Genomic DNA, 15,907 nt, shown 5'->3' with positions numbered 1-15,907 from the left:
GGCGAGCGGCGCGGCGTATTAGGGTTTCGTTTAGGTTGGCGGAGCGGGGGCGGAAAGAAAAACCCCCTGGCTGGCAGGGGGCGGGGGATCAGGCGGAGCGCTGTTCGTCTTGCGAACCTTCTTCGTCGATCAGCAGCTTCCAGCCGACGACGTCGTTCCAGTAGGCCTGCTCGCGCTCGAAGTCCAACTGCACCAGGTTGTTTTGCGCCAGGTAGCCGGCCGGGAAGCGCAGCGTCCAGTGGTTGTCGTCGGTGGTCAGGCGCAGCGTTTCCGGCGTGGTGGTCGACTGGCGCTGGTTGTTGAGCAGGGTGCTCAGACGCAGCAGCTGGATCAGCGGCAGGTAGTGTTTCTTTTTGAACAGGTTGAGGCGCGGCAGCTCTTCCAGCTTGATCGCCTTGCGGTGGAAACGCACCAGCGCCGCCAACAGCAGCTGCTGTTCCTGGTTGAAGCCGGGCAGGTTGGAGTTTTGCAGAATGTAGGCCGAATGGCGATGCATGCCGCTGTGGTTGATGCTCAGCCCCACTTCGTGCAGCATGGCGGCCCATTTCAGCAGGGCTTCCAATTGCGGATGCACCAGCTTGGTGTTTTGCGCCATCCACTGCGAATAGAGCAGCTCGGTGGTTTCCAGCACCCGCTTGGCCTGTTCGCGGTCGATGTTGTAGTGATCGGCCAGGCTTTTGGCGGTGCGGCTGCGGATGTCCTGGTGGCGGAAACGGCCTTCCATTTCATACAGCACGCCTTCACGCAGCGCGCCGTCAGACAGGCGCAGATCGCGGATCGCCAGCGCATCGAACACGCCGCACAGGATAGCCAGCCCCGGCACGAACACCGATTGGCGATCTTCCGACAGCCCCGGCAGGCTCAGCGAGCTGAAGCTTTTGAACTGCAGCACCTGTTCGGCGAGCATTTCCAGGCGTTCCAGGGTGATCAGACCGTCTTTTTCACCCATCGCTACCAGCACTTCGTGGGCGGCCTTGATGGTGCCCGAGGCGCCCAGCGCGTACTGCCAGCCCTGAATGCGGTACTGCCAGGCCAGCGTTTCCAGCTTCTGCGCCGCCGCCAGCCGCGCGCGGCGGAAGTTGTTTTTGCTGATCTCGCCGCCCGGGAAGAACAGCTGGGCGAAGCTGACGCAGCCCATGCGGCGGCTTTCCGCCAGCAGCGGCTCGAAGTCTTCGCCGATCACCAGCTCGGTGGAGCCGCCGCCGATGTCGATCACCAGCTTGCGGCCTTTCTCCGGTTGAGTGTGCTCCACGCCCATGAAGATCAGGCGCGCTTCTTCCTGGCCGGCGATGATTTCGATCGGGTAGGGGATCACTTTGGCGGCGCGCTTGAGGAACACTTCGGCGTTCACCGCCTGGCGCAGGGTGTGGGTCCCGACGATGGTGACGTTATCCGCCGGGAAGCCCTGCAGCCGTTCGGCAAACAGCGCCAGGCAGGCCAGGCCGCGTTCTATCGCCTCTTCACTGAGTACGTTGTTGCTGTCCAATCCGTCGGCGAGATGCACCCGCTGTTTTAAACGGCCCAATACCTGTAAGGCGCCGTTGACGACGCGGGCGATCACCATGTGGAAACTGTTCGACCCGAGGTCGATGGCGGCGATTTCCTGCGGTTTGTTCGTTGCAGTGTTTTTTAGCGGCATAGTTGCTGGCCTACTGTCCTGGTTGTTCCAGAGCTTTTAAATACTCGTAAATAGCCACCTGGGCGCGCACTTTGCGGCGGTTGCCGCGCGGCACGTACTGGTTGCTCAGTTCTTTATCCACATAACGGGCCTTGACCGTATCGCTGAACAGGATCTCCAGAATGTCCAGAACGCGCTGTTTCAGCGCCGGATCCAGCAGCGATACCGCCACTTCGATACGGTAATCTATGTTGCGGGTCATCCAGTCGGCGGAGGACAGATACACCCGTTTGTCACCTTTGTTGTCGAAAACGTAAACCCGATCGTGTTCCAAAAAGCGATCGACGATGCTGATCACCTGAATATTGTCGCTGATCCCCGGCAGGTTGGGAATCAGGGAACACATGCCCCGCACCAGCAGACGGATCTTCACGCCGGCGCCGGACGCGGTATATAACCGATCTACCAGCCCTTTATCCACCAGATTATTTATTTTCAACATAATGCCGGCCTGTTCCCCGGCCTGGGCGTTGGCGATTTCGTTGTCGATCAGCTCATACAACTTCAGGCGCGAGTTCTGCGGCGACACCATCAGGTTATCGAAGGTGACCGGGCGGTAGGGGTTCTCGATAAAGTTGAATACCCGGCGCACTTCGTTGGTGATGCGCGAGTCGGCGGTCAACAGCGAATAGTCGGTGTAGATGCGCGCGGTTTTTTCGTTAAAGTTGCCGGTGCCGATATGAGCATAGCGCACAATTTCATCGCCTTCACGGCGCGAAATCAGGAACAGTTTGGCGTGGATTTTCAGCCCCGGCGCCGAGAAGATCACGTGCACGCCGGCTTCGGTCAGGCGCTTCGCCCAATGAATGTTGGCCTCTTCGTCGAAGCGCGCCTGCAGCTCGACCACCACCGTGACCTTTTTGCCGTTGTGCGCGGCGTGGATCATCGATTCGATGATGCGCGAGTCTTTCGCCACGCGGTAGATGTTGATTTTGATCGCCAACACGCTCGGATCGAACGACGCCTGGCGCAGCAGCTCCAGCACGTGTTCAAAGGTGTGGTACGGGTAGTAGAGCAGCACGTCTTTTTCGCGAATGGCGTCGAAGCCGTTGCGGAAACCGTCGAACCAGATGTGGCGCAGGCGCGGCAGCGGCTTGTTGACCAGATTGGCCTTGCCGACGTTCGGGAAGCTGATGAAGTCTTTAAAGTTGTGATAGCGGCCGCCGGCGATCACCGAATCGTAGTTGGAGATGCCCAGCTTGCCGCGCAGCAGCTCCACCATCTCGTTCGGCATGTCGCGCTGATAAACGAAGCGCACCGGCTCGGCGGTGAGGCGCTGTTTCAGGCTGGAGGACATCAGTTCCAGCAGGCTGGATTCCATTTCGGTGACCAGATCGTATTCGGCGTCACGGGTCATCTTCATCGAATAGGCGTTGAGCGCGTCGTAGTCGAAGAAGCCCTTGAAGATATCGTCCAGGCAATAGCGCAGGATGTTGTCGAGCAGGATCATCGGCTTACGGCGGCGCGGCGCTTCCGGCGGCAGATTGACGAAGCGCGGCACCTTGTCGGACGGGATTTCCAGCAGCGCATAGTCGATGCGCGCGCCGCGGATGATCTCCACCGCCAGATAGGTGTAATCGTCTTTCAGGAACTGCACCAGGTTGGTGTCGTGGTTGATCAGGATCGGCGTGATGTGCTGGCGCAGGTGCTGTTTGAAATATTGCCGCAGCCAGATTTGCTGGTTCTCGGACACCTGGCGTTCGTTGATCAGGAAGATCTGGTTGCGCGCCATTTCCAGCAGCAGATCGTTGTACAGACCGTCGAACTCCTGATCGGTTTTCAGCACCTTGGCCTGGATCTTTTTCAGCAGATGGCGTGAGGAACCGGCGGAACCTTGCTCTTCGCTGATCAGGATGCGCCGTTTGAGATCGGCGAAGCGGACTTTATAGAACTCGTCGAGGTTGTTGGAGTAAATGCCCAGAAAACGCATACGTTCAATCAGGGGATTGCTCTTATCTGCGGCTTCCTGCAACACGCGCTCATTAAAGGATAACCAGCTTAGTTCTTTTTCGATGTAGAGCTTTTCCTGACCCATTGCCACTCCAGTTCAAATTTAGAATAGGATCCGGGACGCAGCGCCCGGATGCCGCTCTAGTGTCCTTCATCATTATTGCGAGAGATTGACAGGAAAGTCCAACATATCCATTGCGTTGGCGCGCGGCGTTTTTCGGCGGCAATAAATTTTCCCCGCGGCGGGATGCCCGGCAGTGAAATGATCAGCATGAAATGACGGTTAGCAGGCTTATTCTTGGCGTTATAAAGCGTGTTTATGGTCATTTTTCAGCAATATATCAAATTCATATTGTCTGATGGCAGTGTAAAAAACCTGAGTTATGGCGGGTAACTTTGTCATGCAAACGTCATAAAACTGACATAAGATGCCCGGTTATCTTACGGCGCAAGCCCGATTACATCAGCGACAGCGAGACACATGACACAGACGACGGCCAATCAACATCCCCGAGATCGCATGCGCGGGCGCATCGACCGCGGCGTGCAGGCGGCAGTGACCGCCAGCGGGCTGATGGTGCTGATGACGTTGATGCTGATCTTCGTTTATCTGCTGTTCGCGGTGCTGCCGTTGTTCAAACCCGCCTCGCTCGGCCAGGCGCAGCCGCTGCCGTTCACGGTATCGGCCCCGGCGCTGGCGCTGGGCATGGACGTGCAGCAGCGCGTCGGTTATCGCATCGACGCGCAGGGCGCGGGGCAATTTTATCGTCTGACGCCGGCGCCGAGCGGCCAGGCCCAGACGCCGCTGGCGCAGCAGACGCTGTTGGCCAAACCGACGCTGCTCGCGCAGGCCGCCGGCGAGCGCGATCTGTTCGCGTTGGCGCAGGCCGACGGCCGGTTGGTGGTGGCGCGCGCGGATTTCGCCACGGCGGAAAACGGCCGGCCGCAGTGGCAGTTCCCGCTCGGGCAGCAGCCATTGGCGCTGGATCCACAGCGCAAGCCGCTGAAACTGCTGTCGCTGGCGGATGCGCATCGCGGGCAGTATCTGCTGGCCGGAGTGACCGACGATCGGCGGCTGGTGTTCGGCCGCTTCAGCCCCGACCGGCCGCCGCAGTTCAGCGAGCGGCCGCTGGATCACGACGCAGAGCAACTGGTGCTGACGCCGGATGGCCGCCAGCTTTATCTGCTGACCGGCAACCGGCTGGCGCGTTATCAGATCGACGGCGCACAGCTGCAGCTGCGTGAAACGCGTACCCTTGGCGAACACGCCCCGTATCAGATGACGGCGCTGCCCGGCGGCAGCGCGCTGCTGATCAAGGGCGCCGACGGCAACCTGCGCGAGTGGTTCGAGGTGGAAAAAGATCGGCGCTGGCGCCTGACGCCGGTGCAGCATTTCGACCACGGCGCCGACGGGCAGGAGCTGACGGTGGCTGAGCCTTACCGCCGGGTGTTCGCTACCCTGCGGCTCGATGGCGGCTTCTCGCTGTTCTCCGCCATTCAACCGCAGCCGCTGCTGAATACCCGTTTGGGCGCCGAGGTGCGGCAGATGGCGTTCGCGCCGCGCGGCGATGGCCTGCTGCTGGAGAGCGCGCAGGGCTGGCAGCGCTATGCGCTCGACAACCCGTATCCGGACGTCACCTGGCGTTCGTTGTGGGGCAAGGTGTGGTATGAGAACTACCCGCAGCCGGCCTATGTCTGGCAGTCCACCTCCGGCGAAGACAGTTACCAACCCAAATTCAGCCTGATGCCGGTGATCTTCGGCACCTTTAAGGCGGCGGCTTACGCGATGCTGTTCGCCATCCCGCTGGCCTTGGCCGGCGCCATCTATACCGCTTACTTTATGACGCCGGGGCTGCGGCGGGTGATCAAACCGGCTATCGAAGTGATGGGCGCGCTGCCGACGGTGGTGATCGGGCTGGTGGCCGGCATTTGGCTGGCGCCGATCATTGAGCAGTATCTGTTGGCGGTGCTGGCGTTGCCGCTGCTGTTGGCGGCGGCGGTGTTGCTGTGCGGCGCGTTGACCCATCGCTTTATGCCGCGCTGCCGGCCGGGTGTCGATCTGCTGTTGCTGCTGCCGCTGCTGGCGTTGACGGTGTGGCTGGCGCTCAACCTGGGGCCGCGGCTGGAGGTGGCGTTGTTCGGTGAGCCGCTGCATTTCTGGCTGGGGGATAATTATGACCAGCGCAATGCGCTGGTGGTGGGAGTGGCGATGGGTTTCGCGCTGGTGCCGATCATCTTCTCGCTGGCGGAGGACGCGCTGTTCAGCGTGCCGGCGACCCTGAGCCAGGGTTCTTTGGCGCTGGGCGCTACCCAGTGGCAGACGGTGATCAAGGTGGTGCTGCCATCCGCCAGCGCCGGCATTTTCTCCGCGCTGATGATCGGCTTTGGCCGCGCGGTGGGGGAAACCATGATCGTGCTGATGGCCACCGGCAACACGCCGATTATCGACGGCAGCCTGTTCCAGGGGCTGCGCGCGCTGGCGGCCAACATCGCCATTGAAATGCCGGAGGCGGTCTCCGGCAGCAGCCATTACCGCGTGCTGTTCCTGACCGCGCTGGCGCTGTTTGTCTTCACCTTCGTGTTCAACACGCTGGCGGAGGCGGTGCGCCTGCGGCTGCGCAAGCGCTACACGCCGAATCAGGAGGCGCCATGAAGAACTGGGTGAAGAGCGGGTCGCCGTGGATATGGCTGACCGCCGGTTCGGTGGCCGTCAGCCTGCTGGCGCTGATCGGCATTCTGTTGCTGCTGGCCGGACAGGGGATGCGCTATTTCTGGCCGAGTCCGGTTTATCAGTTCGAACTGAATCAGAACGGCGCCGGACCGGTGACGGTGATTGGCGAGTTGTATCAGCAGCAAAGCATTTCCCGGCGCCAGCTGGCCGAGGCGGGCGTTACGCCGTCGGGCGAGGCGCAGAGCGTCGAACGCTATCTGATTAAGGTCGGCAATCGCGAGCGCGAGGGGCAGGATTTCCGCACCTTGCTGGCCAGCGATATCCGCAGCCAAAGCACGCCGCGCAGCCTGTTGGTGCTGGAACGCGACAGCCACGGCACCGCCTACGGCTATCTGGCGGGGCTGCTGGAAGACGGGCAACCGCTGACCGGCCGCCATCTGGGGCAGGCGTTGCAGCAAAGGCTGCCGCAAATCGCCGCGCTCTCGCGCCAGGCGCACGACATTCAATTCCGCGACATGGCGCGCATCAATCAGCAGTTTGACGCGCTGCGGCTGCGGGAAAAACGCCTGCAGCGCGACGATAAGCTGGACGCCCGCGCACAGGACGCCATCAAGGCCGAGCGGCTGGAGCTGCAGCGGCAGTATCAGCTGTTGTCCGAACGTCTGGCGGGGCTGAACCGCGATCGCCAGCGCGATGCGTTGCTGCTGCGCGACATGCACGGGCAGACGTTGACCATTCCGCTCAGCCAGGTGCGCGATGCCTGGTACCCGAACGCCATGAACACCACCGAGAAGCTGGCACACTGGGGCGAGCAGGTGAAGAAGTTCCTAACCGACAGCCCGCGCGAAGCGAATACCGAAGGCGGGGTGTTCCCGGCCATTTTCGGCACGGTGTTGATGGTGATCCTGATGTCGATCGTGGTGATGCCGTTTGGCGTAATTGCGGCGGTATATCTGCACGAGTATGCCGGCAACAATCTGCTGACGCGGGTGATCCGCATCGCGGTGGTCAACCTGGCCGGGGTGCCTTCGATCGTCTACGGCGTTTTTGGCCTCGGCTTCTTTGTTTACATGATTGGCGGCACGCTCGATCAGCTGTTCTATCCTGAGTCCTTGCCCAACCCAACCTTCGGTACGCCCGGCGTGCTGTGGGCGGCGCTGACGCTGGCGCTGCTGACGCTGCCGGTAGTGATCGTCGCCACCGAGGAAGGGCTGTCGCGCATTCCCGCCTCGCTGCGGCAGGGCTCGATGGCGCTGGGCGCCAGCCGGGCCGAGACGCTGTGGCGCATCGTGCTGCCAATGGCGGCGCCGGCGATGATGACCGGCCTGATCCTGGCGGTGGCGCGCGCTGCCGGGGAGACCGCGCCGCTGATGTTGGTGGGGGTCGTGAAATCGGTGCCGGTGCTGCCGGTGGACGAGATTTTCCCGTATCTGCACCTGGAGCGGAAGTTCATGCATTTGAGCTTCCAGATCTACGATATGGCATTCCAGAGCCCGAGCGTAGAGGCGGCGCGACCGCTGGTGTTCGCCACCGCCTTCCTGCTGGTGACGATCGTGGTGAGTTTGAATCTGGCGGCGATGGGTATCCGCCATTCGTTGAGGGAGCGGTACCGAGCATGGTCGCAGTAACAATGACGCTATTTTTGGGGAGTGCGTAATGGGTTTGATGACGCCAGGCAGTTTGCCCCGGCTGGATGTCCAGCATCTCGACGATGAACAGACCGCGCTGGCGGTCAACGGCCTGAACCTGTTTTATGGCGATAAACAGGTGCTGCACGATATTTCGCTGCGTATCCCGAAGCACCGGGTGACGGCTTTGATTGGCCCCTCGGGCTGCGGTAAATCGACGCTGCTGCGCTGTTTCAACCGCATGAACGATCTGGTGGATAACTGCCGCATCGAGGGCGAACTGCAGCTGAACGGCGCGGCGATCTCCGGCGCGCAGATCGACGTGGCGGCGCTGCGGCGGCGGGTGGGCATGGTGTTCCAGCGGCCGAACCCGTTCCCGAAATCGATCTATGAAAACGTGGTGTACGGCCTGCGGCTGCAGGGCGTACGCGACCGGCGTTTGCTGGATGAAGCGGTGGAGCGTTCGCTGCGCGCCGCCGCGCTATGGCATGAGGTAAAAGACCGGCTGCGTGAAAATGCGTTCCGCTTGTCCAGCGGCCAGCAGCAGCGCCTGGTGATCGCGCGCGCCATCGCCATCGAGCCGGAAGTATTGCTGCTCGACGAGCCGACCTCGGCGCTGGATCCGATCTCCACGCTGACCATCGAAGAGCTGATTTCCGCACTCAAGCAGCGCTATAGCGTGGTGCTGGTGACGCACAACATGCAGCAGGCGGCGCGCGTCTCCGACTACACCGCCTTTATTCATCAGGGGCGGCTGGTGGAATACAACGACACCGACGCGATTTTTACCTCGCCGCGCCAGCGCCGCACCGAAGACTATATTACCGGGCGGTATGGGTGAGGGATGAGCGGCGCAAACCGGTGGGTTTACGCCGCTCATTGAATTTAAAGTCCAGCAGATATGGTTCGGTATCGCAATAAAAATCCTTTCATAATTATTTTTCCTACATTATTCATGCTATATAGAGGGTTCTCGATAAAAATCGTACCCTTGGTGATTTTTTAATTCATCATTTCATTTGTTTCTGCGTTTTATCGATGGATTAATAACTGTCTATAAAAGGAAATTATAAGCATGAATATTGATGAGGTTTATATCAAAGAATTATCTCTCCAGTTATTACCCCTACTGATCTCTGGAGTGGCATGGTGGTTTTTACGTTGGTTAAAGGGATATGATTCCCGACGACGTTGCCAGTTTGATAGCGTCAGCGATGTAAAACGCGTGTCCGTCCTGTCACGTATTCAGAAATTGCGGGATGCGCCGCAGAGTGGCATGACGTTGCTGCAAATTAAAGCGCTATATGAAAGTATTGGGATCCGCCTGCCGGTATGGGTGGCGCATCAACTAGTGGACTATTTGGGCCGTGGACCGGTGGCATTGAACGACCTTGCGTTGAACAGTTTCTTGCGTCGTACTTCGCTTACAGCTAGCAAAAATGAAGACAACAAAGTATTTGCCCTTGATGTCAACCAGTTGTGTAAGCAGCGCTTTTTTGTGCTGATATTCTTTGTCGTCAGTGCGTTGGCTATCGCTTACGGTGTCTATACCAGCGTGCTTCCGTTGGGGGCAAGCGAAGCCACTGCCAGTAATATATTTTTGTTTTCATTATTCTTTTTCGCCTATTTGTTCTTGGCGTTGTTCGTTGTGGCTTGGTCAATTAATGAATGGGGAACCCTGCAGCATGCCAAGGCTTTCTGGCTGAAGTGGCAGCCCCACCTGTATCAGAACGAAGCGGAATATCAGGCGCATTGTCAGCATGCGTGCAATGTTGCGGCACAGGAAAACGTACCTGATATCACTTTGGAGACCGTTGCTGATTTGCCACCGGCCGAAAAGCCACAGCGTGGATGGCTGATGCGTAGGCTGGGCAAGAAAGATAATTAACTTCTAAGCGCCATATCAGAACATGGCTCTTAACGCGTTTTATCGGCGAGTCGCAGCACCAACCCCACCAGCAGCAACGCAGCGCCCGAGGCATAGAGCGGGAACCAACGCGTCCACCAGAGCGGGGAGAACAGCGGGGTGCTATTGGGATCTGCAGGCGCGTAGCCGCTATAGGTATTCAGGCCGGCGGCGATGGCGAGCATCGCCAGGCCGATAAAAAGCAGCAGGTTTGAGACGGTCGTCATGGCATTTTTCCTTTGTAGAGGCAGAGGGTTACTCTTACTATCACTATTAATTATTTTTCGATTAATTATCTTGAGGAGTATTATTTGCTTTCGTATTCATCAGATTATTTCCTGACGATAAAATAGCATGCCTTAATACTAGCCACTTATTTCCCAATAAAAAACCCGCCTGGGCGGGTTTTCTCTTTTTTCTCGCGAATTGTCACTTCACCAGCGGCTTATCATTGGGCGTTTTGAACTTCGCCAGATATTGCGGCTGGAAAATGCACATGCGCAGCACGGTGCGGTATTCGCCGTTGACGAAGAACTCGTCGATCAGCTCGCCTTCCACGTTAAAGCCCAGCTTGCTGTAGATGTGGATTGCCTTCGGGTTCTCCTTATCGACGATCAGGTACAGCTTGTACAGGTTCAGCACCGAGAAGCCGTAGTCCATCGCCAGGCGGGCGGCGGTGCTGGCGTAGCCTTTGCCCTGGTGGGCGGGATCGATGATGATCTGGAACTCAGCGCGGCGGTGGATGTGATCGATCTCCACCAGCTCCACCAGGCCGACCTTGGCGCCTTCGTGCTCGATGATAAAGCGGCGCTCGCTCTGATCGTGGATGTGTTTGTCGTAGAGATCGGAAAGCTCGACAAAGGCTTCGTAGGGTTCTTCAAACCAATAGCGCATAACGCTGGCGTTGTTGTCCATCTGGTGGACGAACGACAGATCGTCCCGTTCCAATGGGCGTAACCTGACGCTGGCAGTGCTGGACATGTGGGCTCCTCTGTGCCGTGAAATTGTGCAAAGTATAACTTCACAGAATGGATGAAGGCGAAAAAAAACGGCGCCGCGTGGGCGCCGTTTAGGCAAGGTTCAGGCTGCGCGCATCAGTCGGCGGCGTGACCCTGCTCAGGCAGGCGTTCGCCGTCCAGCCAGGCGGCGCCATCGCGCATCGCCAGGCGGCCGTCGACGAACCAGCTCACCACCAGCGGATAGATCGTGTGTTCCTGGGTTTGCACCCGTTCAACCACGTCATCCTCTTCATCGTCAGCGAAAATCGGCACCTTGGCCTGCAAAATCACCGGGCCGCCGTCGAGCTGTTCGGTCACGAAGTGCACCGAGGTGCCGTGTTCGCTGTCGCCGTTGTCGATGGCCTGACGATGCGTATGCAGCCCCGGGTATTTCGGCAGCAGGGAAGGGTGGATGTTCAGCATGCGGCCGGCATAACGCTGCACGAACTGCGGGCTGAGGATGCGCATGTAGCCGGCCAGCACCACCAGATCGGGCTGATGTTGGTCGATGGCGTCCGCCAGCGCGGCGTCGAACGCCGTACGATCGGCGTAAGCCTTGGCATCCAGCGCCTGGGCGGCGATGCCCGCCGCTTCGGCGCGCTGCAGGCCGTAAGCCTGCGCCTTGTTGCTGAATACCGCCACGATCTCGGCGGCGATGCGGCCCTGCTGGCAGGCGTCAATCAGCGCCTGGAGATTGCTCCCCTGGCCGGAGACCAACACCACGATCTTTTTCATCAGTTGATGACCACTTGTTGTTCGTCGGAAGAGGCGGTCAGTTTACCGATTTTCCACGCTTTTTCACCTGCCGCGGTCAGCAGCGCGATGGCCGTTTCCACTTCGGCTTCCGGCAGGGCGATGACCATGCCTACGCCGCAGTTGAAGGTGCGGTACATTTCATGACGGCTGACGTTGCCGGCCTGCTGCAGCCAGGTGAACACCGCCGGCCACTGCCAGCTGGCTTCGTCGATCACCGCCTGCATGCCTTCCGGCAGCACGCGCGGAATGTTTTCCCAGAAGCCACCGCCGGTGAGGTGAGCGATGGCGTGGACGTCCGCCTTCTCGATCAGTTCCAGCACGGACTTCACGTAAATCTTGGTCGGCGCCAGCAGGTGGTCGGCCAGCGGCTTGCCTTCCAGCTGAGTGGCGGTCGGGTCGGTGTTGCTCACTTCCAGGATCTTGCGCACCAGCGAGTAACCGTTGGAGTGCGGGCCGGAAGCGCCCAGGGCGATCAGCGCATCGCCGGACTGCACTTTGCTGCCGTCGATGATCTCGGATTTTTCGACTACGCCGACGCAGAAACCGGCCACGTCGTAATCTTCGCCGTGGTACATGCCCGGCATTTCAGCGGTTTCGCCGCCCACCAGCGCACAGCCGGACTGCTTGCAGCCTTCGGCGATGCCGGTGATCACGCTGGCCGCGGTGTCCACATCCAGCTTGCCGGTGGCGTAGTAGTCGAGGAAGAACAGCGGCTCGGCGCCCTGAACCACCAGATCGTTGACGCACATCGCCACCAAATCGATGCCGATGGTGTCGTGGCGTTTCAGATCCATCGCCAGACGCAGCTTGGTGCCCACGCCGTCGGTACCGGAAACCAGCACCGGCTCGCGGTATTTCTGCGGCAACGCACACAGGGCGCCAAACCCGCCCAGACCGCCCATCACTTCCGGGCGACGGGTCTGTTTAACTACACCTTTGATGCGATCTACCAATGCGTTGCCTGCATCGATATCGACACCTGCGTCTTTATAGCTGAGAGAGGTTTTGTCGGTCACTGCGCGATTCCCCACGACGGTTTGCGGTTTGAAAACTGTGCTTCCGATGTTGATTCCGGAATAAGGCGCGGCAATTCTAACAGCGCAGGCAAACGTTTGCGAGCGGCTTGTGAACCGGCTCCGCTTTTTCGTCATCTATACTGATATTCAAACTTTTGTTGATCCCGATCGGGCTATTGTGGGTGGCGCAGCGAAAAAAAGGAGGTATAATCCCGCGATTTTTTTGGCCGCAACCACCTTAATAGGAGAAAAATGATGAAGATCGTTGAGGTGAAACACCCGCTGGTAAAACACAAGCTTGGCCTGATGCGCGAAAATGACATCAGCACCAAACGCTTCCGTGAGCTGGCCTCAGAAGTGGGTAGTTTACTGACCTATGAAGCGACCGCCGATCTGGAGACGGAAAAAGTCACCATCGAAGGCTGGTGCGGGCCAGTTGAAGTGGACCAGATCAAAGGGAAAAAGATTACCGTAGTGCCAATCCTGCGCGCCGGTCTGGGCATGATGGAAGGGGTGCTGGAGCACGTGCCGAGCGCGCGCATCAGCGTGGTGGGCGTTTACCGCGATGAAGAAACCCTGGAGCCGGTGCCGTACTTCCAGAAGCTGGTTTCCAACATCGAAGAGCGTATGGCGCTGGTCGTCGACCCGATGCTGGCCACCGGCGGTTCGATGATCGCCACTATCGATCTGCTGAAGAAAGCCGGCTGCCACAGCATCAAGGTGCTGGTCCTGGTGGCGGCGCCGGAAGGCATCGCCGCGCTGGAGAAAGCGCACCCGGACGTTGAACTGTACACCGCCTCCATCGATCAGTGTCTGAACGATAAGGGCTACATCGTGCCTGGCCTGGGCGATGCGGGCGACAAGATATTTGGTACCAAGTAAACATTTGAGCCGACTTAATGAGTCGGCTTTTTTTTGACTAAAACCTATAAAACCAATAAACCGAGGAAAAACACACATGACCCGTCGCGCCATCGGCGTCAGCGAGCGCCCGCCGCTGCTCCAGACCATTCCGCTCAGCTTCCAGCACCTGTTCGCCATGTTCGGCGCCACCGTGCTGGTGCCTATCCTGTTCAAGATCAACCCGGCGACCGTGCTGCTGTTCAACGGCATCGGCACGCTGCTGTATCTGTTCATCTGTAAAGGCAAGATCCCGGCCTACCTCGGTTCCAGCTTCGCGTTTATCTCGCCGGTGCTGCTGCTGTTGCCGCTCGGTTACGAAGTGGCGTTGGGCGGTTTCATCATGTGTGGCGTGCTGTTCTGCCTGGTGGCGCTGATCGTGAAAAAGGCCGGCACCGGCTGGCTGGACGTGATGTTCCCGCCGGCGGCGATGGGGGCGATCGTCGCCGTCATCGGCCTGGAGCTGGCGGGCGTGGCGGCCAACATGGCGGGGCTGCTGCCGGCGGAAGGCACCAGCGCCGACTCGACCACCATCACCATTTCGCTGGTGACGCTGGCGGTCACGGTGCTCGGTTCAGTGCTGTTCCGTGGCTTCCTGGCGATTATCCCGATCCTGATCGGCGTGCTGGTGGGCTATGCGCTGTCGTTCTTCATGGGCGTGGTGGATTTGACCCCGATCCGCGAGGCGCACTGGTTCGCGCTGCCGACCTTCTACACCCCGCGCTTTGAGTGGTTCGCCATCTTCACCATTCTGCCGGCGGCGCTGGTGGTGATCGCGGAGCACGTCGGCCACCTGGTGGTGACCGCCAACATCGTGAAAAAAGACCTGATCCGCGATCCGGGCCTGCACCGCTCGATGTTCGCCAACGGCATCTCGACGGTATTCTCGGGCTTCTTCGGCTCCACGCCGAACACTACCTACGGCGAGAACATCGGCGTGATGGCCATCACCAAGGTCTACAGCACCTGGGTGATCGGCGGCGCGGCGGTGCTGGCGATCCTGTTGTCCTGCATCGGCAAGCTGGCGGCGGCGATCCAGGCGGTGCCGGTGCCGGTGATGGGCGGCGTTTCCCTGCTGCTGTACGGCGTGATCGGCGCCTCGGGCATTCGCGTGTTGATCGAGTCCAAAGTGGATTACAACAAAGCGCAAAACCTGATTTTAACCTCGGTGATCCTGATTATCGGCGTGAGCGGCGCCAAGGTGCATATCGGCGCGGCGGAGCTGAAAGGCATGGCGCTGGCGACCATCGTCGGCATTGGCTTGAGCCTGCTGTTCAAGGTCATCAGCCTGTTCCGCAAGGAAGAAGAGGTGCTCGACGCGCCGGACGAACCGGCAGAGCAGAAGTAACGAAAAGGGCAGCCCAGGGGCTGCCCTTTTGACTGATGGCATTCGCCTCAGCTGCGAATTTTGCGGTACACGAACAGCACCACGATGGCACCGATAACCGCCACCACGAAGCTGCCGAAGTTGAAGCCGTCAACCTTGCCGTAGCCGAAGAAGGTGCTGATATAGCCGCCGACCACGGCGCCGACGATCCCCAGCACAACGGTCAGGATAAAGCCGCCGCCGTCTTTGCCGGGCATGATCCACTTAGCTAAAATACCGGCGATCAGGCCGAAGATAATCCAGGAAATAATCCCCATTTACTGCTCCTTACTTTATTGCTGAGTATGGCTTATTGCTGGGCGGCCGGTTGCGTATTGCCGTTCACCGCCGCATCTGTTTCTTGTTTCAACTCTTGCGCTTTGTTTTCGGCGCTGTTCTTGATGGCTTCGGTCTTGGCCTTGGCCTGCTCGGTCAGATCGTTGGCGCCGTTGATGGCGTCGTTTTTGATGGCCTTGGCCTGATCCACCAACTGCTGGCTCTGCTTGCCGGCGTCATCTTTGATCGCGGCGGCCTTGGCCTTGGCGTCGTTGGTGATGGCGTCCGCCTGCTTGGCGGCGTCTTCTTTAATCGCCGAAGCTTTGTCCTTCAGCTGGTCAGCCTGCGTGGCAGCCTCTTTTTTGATTTCATCCGCCGTCGCTTTCGCCTTGTCCGTCAGATCGTCCGCTTTTTTCTGGGCGGCGTCTTTCATCTGCTCGGCGCTGTCTTTGGCTTTATCCAGGTTGGCGTCAACCTTGGACGAGTCATCACAGCCGGCAACCAACAACCCGATAAAGGAGGCCAACAGCACTTTATTCCATACTTTCATCGTCTATATCCTTGCAGAAACCTTGTTGATGGTGATTGCGTTTAGCCTACCTATACTAGGCCAGATTTGGCTTAAATGACAAATTTAACCTGCGCAGGCATGGGGTTAGGGAATGATATCGGATAATTCTTGCCTTGGCGGGAGCCGCAGCCAATCAAGCGGCGCTTAGGCATTGTTCACTATTGCGGCATAAGATCCTGCCGGTTCAACAG

14 protein-coding genes are annotated in these 15,907 nt (G+C 59.2%); 6 read left to right on the top strand and 8 right to left on the bottom strand.

Features of this window, described 5'->3' with window-relative positions:
* Positions 1-88: 88 nt before the first annotated feature.
* A complete protein-coding gene (ppx, locus tag ACJ8OK_RS15735; RefSeq protein ID WP_033632396.1) occupies positions 89-1,639 on the bottom strand; it encodes an exopolyphosphatase in 1,551 nt (516 codons plus the stop codon).
* A 10-nt stretch (positions 1,640-1,649) separates the two neighbouring features.
* A complete protein-coding gene (gene ppk1 / locus ACJ8OK_RS15730; protein WP_004941606.1) occupies positions 1,650-3,713 on the bottom strand; it encodes a polyphosphate kinase 1 in 2,064 nt (687 codons plus the stop codon).
* Positions 3,714-4,109: 396 nt separating this feature from the next.
* Here ppk1 and ACJ8OK_RS15725 point away from each other — a divergent pair, with 396 nt between their 5' ends.
* The 4 genes from ACJ8OK_RS15725 (at position 4,110) to ACJ8OK_RS15710 (ending at position 9,815) form a co-directional block, all read left to right on the top strand.
* Positions 4,110-6,281 carry an ABC transporter permease subunit gene (locus tag ACJ8OK_RS15725; RefSeq protein ID WP_442530671.1) on the top strand — a complete coding sequence of 724 codons (2,172 nt, stop codon included), beginning with the start codon at positions 4,110-4,112 and terminating at the stop codon, positions 6,279-6,281.
* The gene (gene pstA, locus ACJ8OK_RS15720; RefSeq protein ID WP_135638489.1) at positions 6,278-7,927 is read left to right on the top strand and encodes a phosphate ABC transporter permease PstA; all 1,650 of its coding nucleotides are present in this window, start codon (positions 6,278-6,280) and stop codon (positions 7,925-7,927) included. The genes ACJ8OK_RS15725 and pstA overlap by 4 nt, the downstream gene beginning before the upstream one ends.
* A gap of 28 nt (positions 7,928-7,955) precedes the next feature.
* Positions 7,956-8,768, top strand: coding sequence for a phosphate ABC transporter ATP-binding protein PstB (gene pstB, locus ACJ8OK_RS15715; protein WP_004941613.1), 813 nt, complete (start codon positions 7,956-7,958; stop codon positions 8,766-8,768).
* Between the two features lie 234 nt (positions 8,769-9,002).
* Complete coding sequence (locus ACJ8OK_RS15710) at positions 9,003-9,815, top strand: hypothetical protein (RefSeq protein WP_033632399.1); 813 nt, start codon at positions 9,003-9,005, stop codon at positions 9,813-9,815.
* 29 nt (positions 9,816-9,844) lie between these two features.
* Here ACJ8OK_RS15710 and ACJ8OK_RS15705 read toward each other — a convergent pair whose 3' ends face one another.
* From ACJ8OK_RS15705 to purM, 4 genes are all read right to left on the bottom strand, one after another.
* Positions 9,845-10,060, bottom strand: a complete 216-nt coding sequence (locus tag ACJ8OK_RS15705) for a hypothetical protein (RefSeq protein ID WP_135638483.1) — start codon at positions 10,058-10,060, stop codon at positions 9,845-9,847.
* 202 nt (positions 10,061-10,262) lie between these two features.
* Positions 10,263-10,814 carry a spermidine N1-acetyltransferase gene (speG, locus tag ACJ8OK_RS15700; RefSeq protein ID WP_004941631.1) on the bottom strand — a complete coding sequence of 184 codons (552 nt, stop codon included), beginning with the start codon at positions 10,812-10,814 and terminating at the stop codon, positions 10,263-10,265.
* A 113-nt stretch (positions 10,815-10,927) separates the two neighbouring features.
* Positions 10,928-11,566, bottom strand: coding sequence for a phosphoribosylglycinamide formyltransferase (purN, locus tag ACJ8OK_RS15695; RefSeq protein WP_021504400.1), 639 nt, complete (start codon positions 11,564-11,566; stop codon positions 10,928-10,930).
* Positions 11,566-12,603, bottom strand: coding sequence for a phosphoribosylformylglycinamidine cyclo-ligase (purM, locus tag ACJ8OK_RS15690; protein WP_033632401.1), 1,038 nt, complete (start codon positions 12,601-12,603; stop codon positions 11,566-11,568). Before purM ends, purN begins: the two co-directional genes overlap by 1 nt.
* Positions 12,604-12,858: 255 nt before the next feature.
* On the opposite strand from purM, the gene upp reads away from it, so the two are divergent.
* Positions 12,859-13,485 (top strand): uracil phosphoribosyltransferase, encoded by a 627-nt coding sequence (gene upp / locus ACJ8OK_RS15685; RefSeq protein ID WP_004941642.1) that lies wholly within the window; start codon positions 12,859-12,861, stop codon positions 13,483-13,485.
* 76 nt (positions 13,486-13,561) lie between these two features.
* Positions 13,562-14,851, top strand: coding sequence for a uracil permease (gene uraA, locus ACJ8OK_RS15680; RefSeq protein ID WP_021504398.1), 1,290 nt, complete (start codon positions 13,562-13,564; stop codon positions 14,849-14,851).
* Positions 14,852-14,898: 47 nt separating this feature from the next.
* On the opposite strand, the gene ACJ8OK_RS15675 is transcribed toward uraA, so the two are convergent.
* A complete protein-coding gene (locus tag ACJ8OK_RS15675; protein WP_004941647.1) occupies positions 14,899-15,147 on the bottom strand; it encodes a GlsB/YeaQ/YmgE family stress response membrane protein in 249 nt (82 codons plus the stop codon).
* Positions 15,148-15,179: 32 nt separating this feature from the next.
* Entirely contained in the window at positions 15,180-15,695 is a 516-nt protein-coding gene (locus ACJ8OK_RS15670; protein ID WP_103086188.1) for an E3 ubiquitin--protein ligase, read from the bottom strand.
* Positions 15,696-15,907 lie beyond the last annotated feature (212 nt).

The sequence above is a fragment of the Serratia sp. CY71090 genome, from assembly GCF_052166845.1.
In the GTDB taxonomy this organism is placed as follows: domain Bacteria; phylum Pseudomonadota; class Gammaproteobacteria; order Enterobacterales; family Enterobacteriaceae; genus Serratia; species Serratia nematodiphila.
This window is presented reverse-complemented; position numbering and strand designations above follow the sequence as displayed.

Excerpts from the sequence above, each read along its gene's own strand:
- pstB (WP_004941613.1), top strand. The coding sequence starts at position 7,956 with ATGGGTTTGATGACGCCAGGCAGTTTGCCCCGGCTGGATGTCCAGCAT.
- ACJ8OK_RS15705 (WP_135638483.1), bottom strand. The coding sequence starts at position 10,060 with ATGACGACCGTCTCAAACCTGCTGCTTTTTATCGGCCTGGCGATGCTC.
- ACJ8OK_RS15710 (WP_033632399.1), top strand. The coding sequence starts at position 9,003 with ATGAATATTGATGAGGTTTATATCAAAGAATTATCTCTCCAGTTATTA.
- upp (WP_004941642.1), top strand. The coding sequence starts at position 12,859 with ATGAAGATCGTTGAGGTGAAACACCCGCTGGTAAAACACAAGCTTGGC.
- purN (WP_021504400.1), bottom strand. The coding sequence starts at position 11,566 with ATGAAAAAGATCGTGGTGTTGGTCTCCGGCCAGGGGAGCAATCTCCAG.
- ACJ8OK_RS15675 (WP_004941647.1), bottom strand. The coding sequence starts at position 15,147 with ATGGGGATTATTTCCTGGATTATCTTCGGCCTGATCGCCGGTATTTTA.
- ppk1 (WP_004941606.1), bottom strand. The coding sequence starts at position 3,713 with ATGGGTCAGGAAAAGCTCTACATCGAAAAAGAACTAAGCTGGTTATCC.
- ACJ8OK_RS15670 (WP_103086188.1), bottom strand. The coding sequence starts at position 15,695 with ATGAAAGTATGGAATAAAGTGCTGTTGGCCTCCTTTATCGGGTTGTTG.
- ACJ8OK_RS15725 (WP_442530671.1), top strand. The coding sequence starts at position 4,110 with ATGACACAGACGACGGCCAATCAACATCCCCGAGATCGCATGCGCGGG.
- pstA (WP_135638489.1), top strand. The coding sequence starts at position 6,278 with ATGAAGAACTGGGTGAAGAGCGGGTCGCCGTGGATATGGCTGACCGCC.
- uraA (WP_021504398.1), top strand. The coding sequence starts at position 13,562 with ATGACCCGTCGCGCCATCGGCGTCAGCGAGCGCCCGCCGCTGCTCCAG.
- speG (WP_004941631.1), bottom strand. The coding sequence starts at position 10,814 with ATGTCCAGCACTGCCAGCGTCAGGTTACGCCCATTGGAACGGGACGAT.
- ppx (WP_033632396.1), bottom strand. The coding sequence starts at position 1,639 with ATGCCGCTAAAAAACACTGCAACGAACAAACCGCAGGAAATCGCCGCC.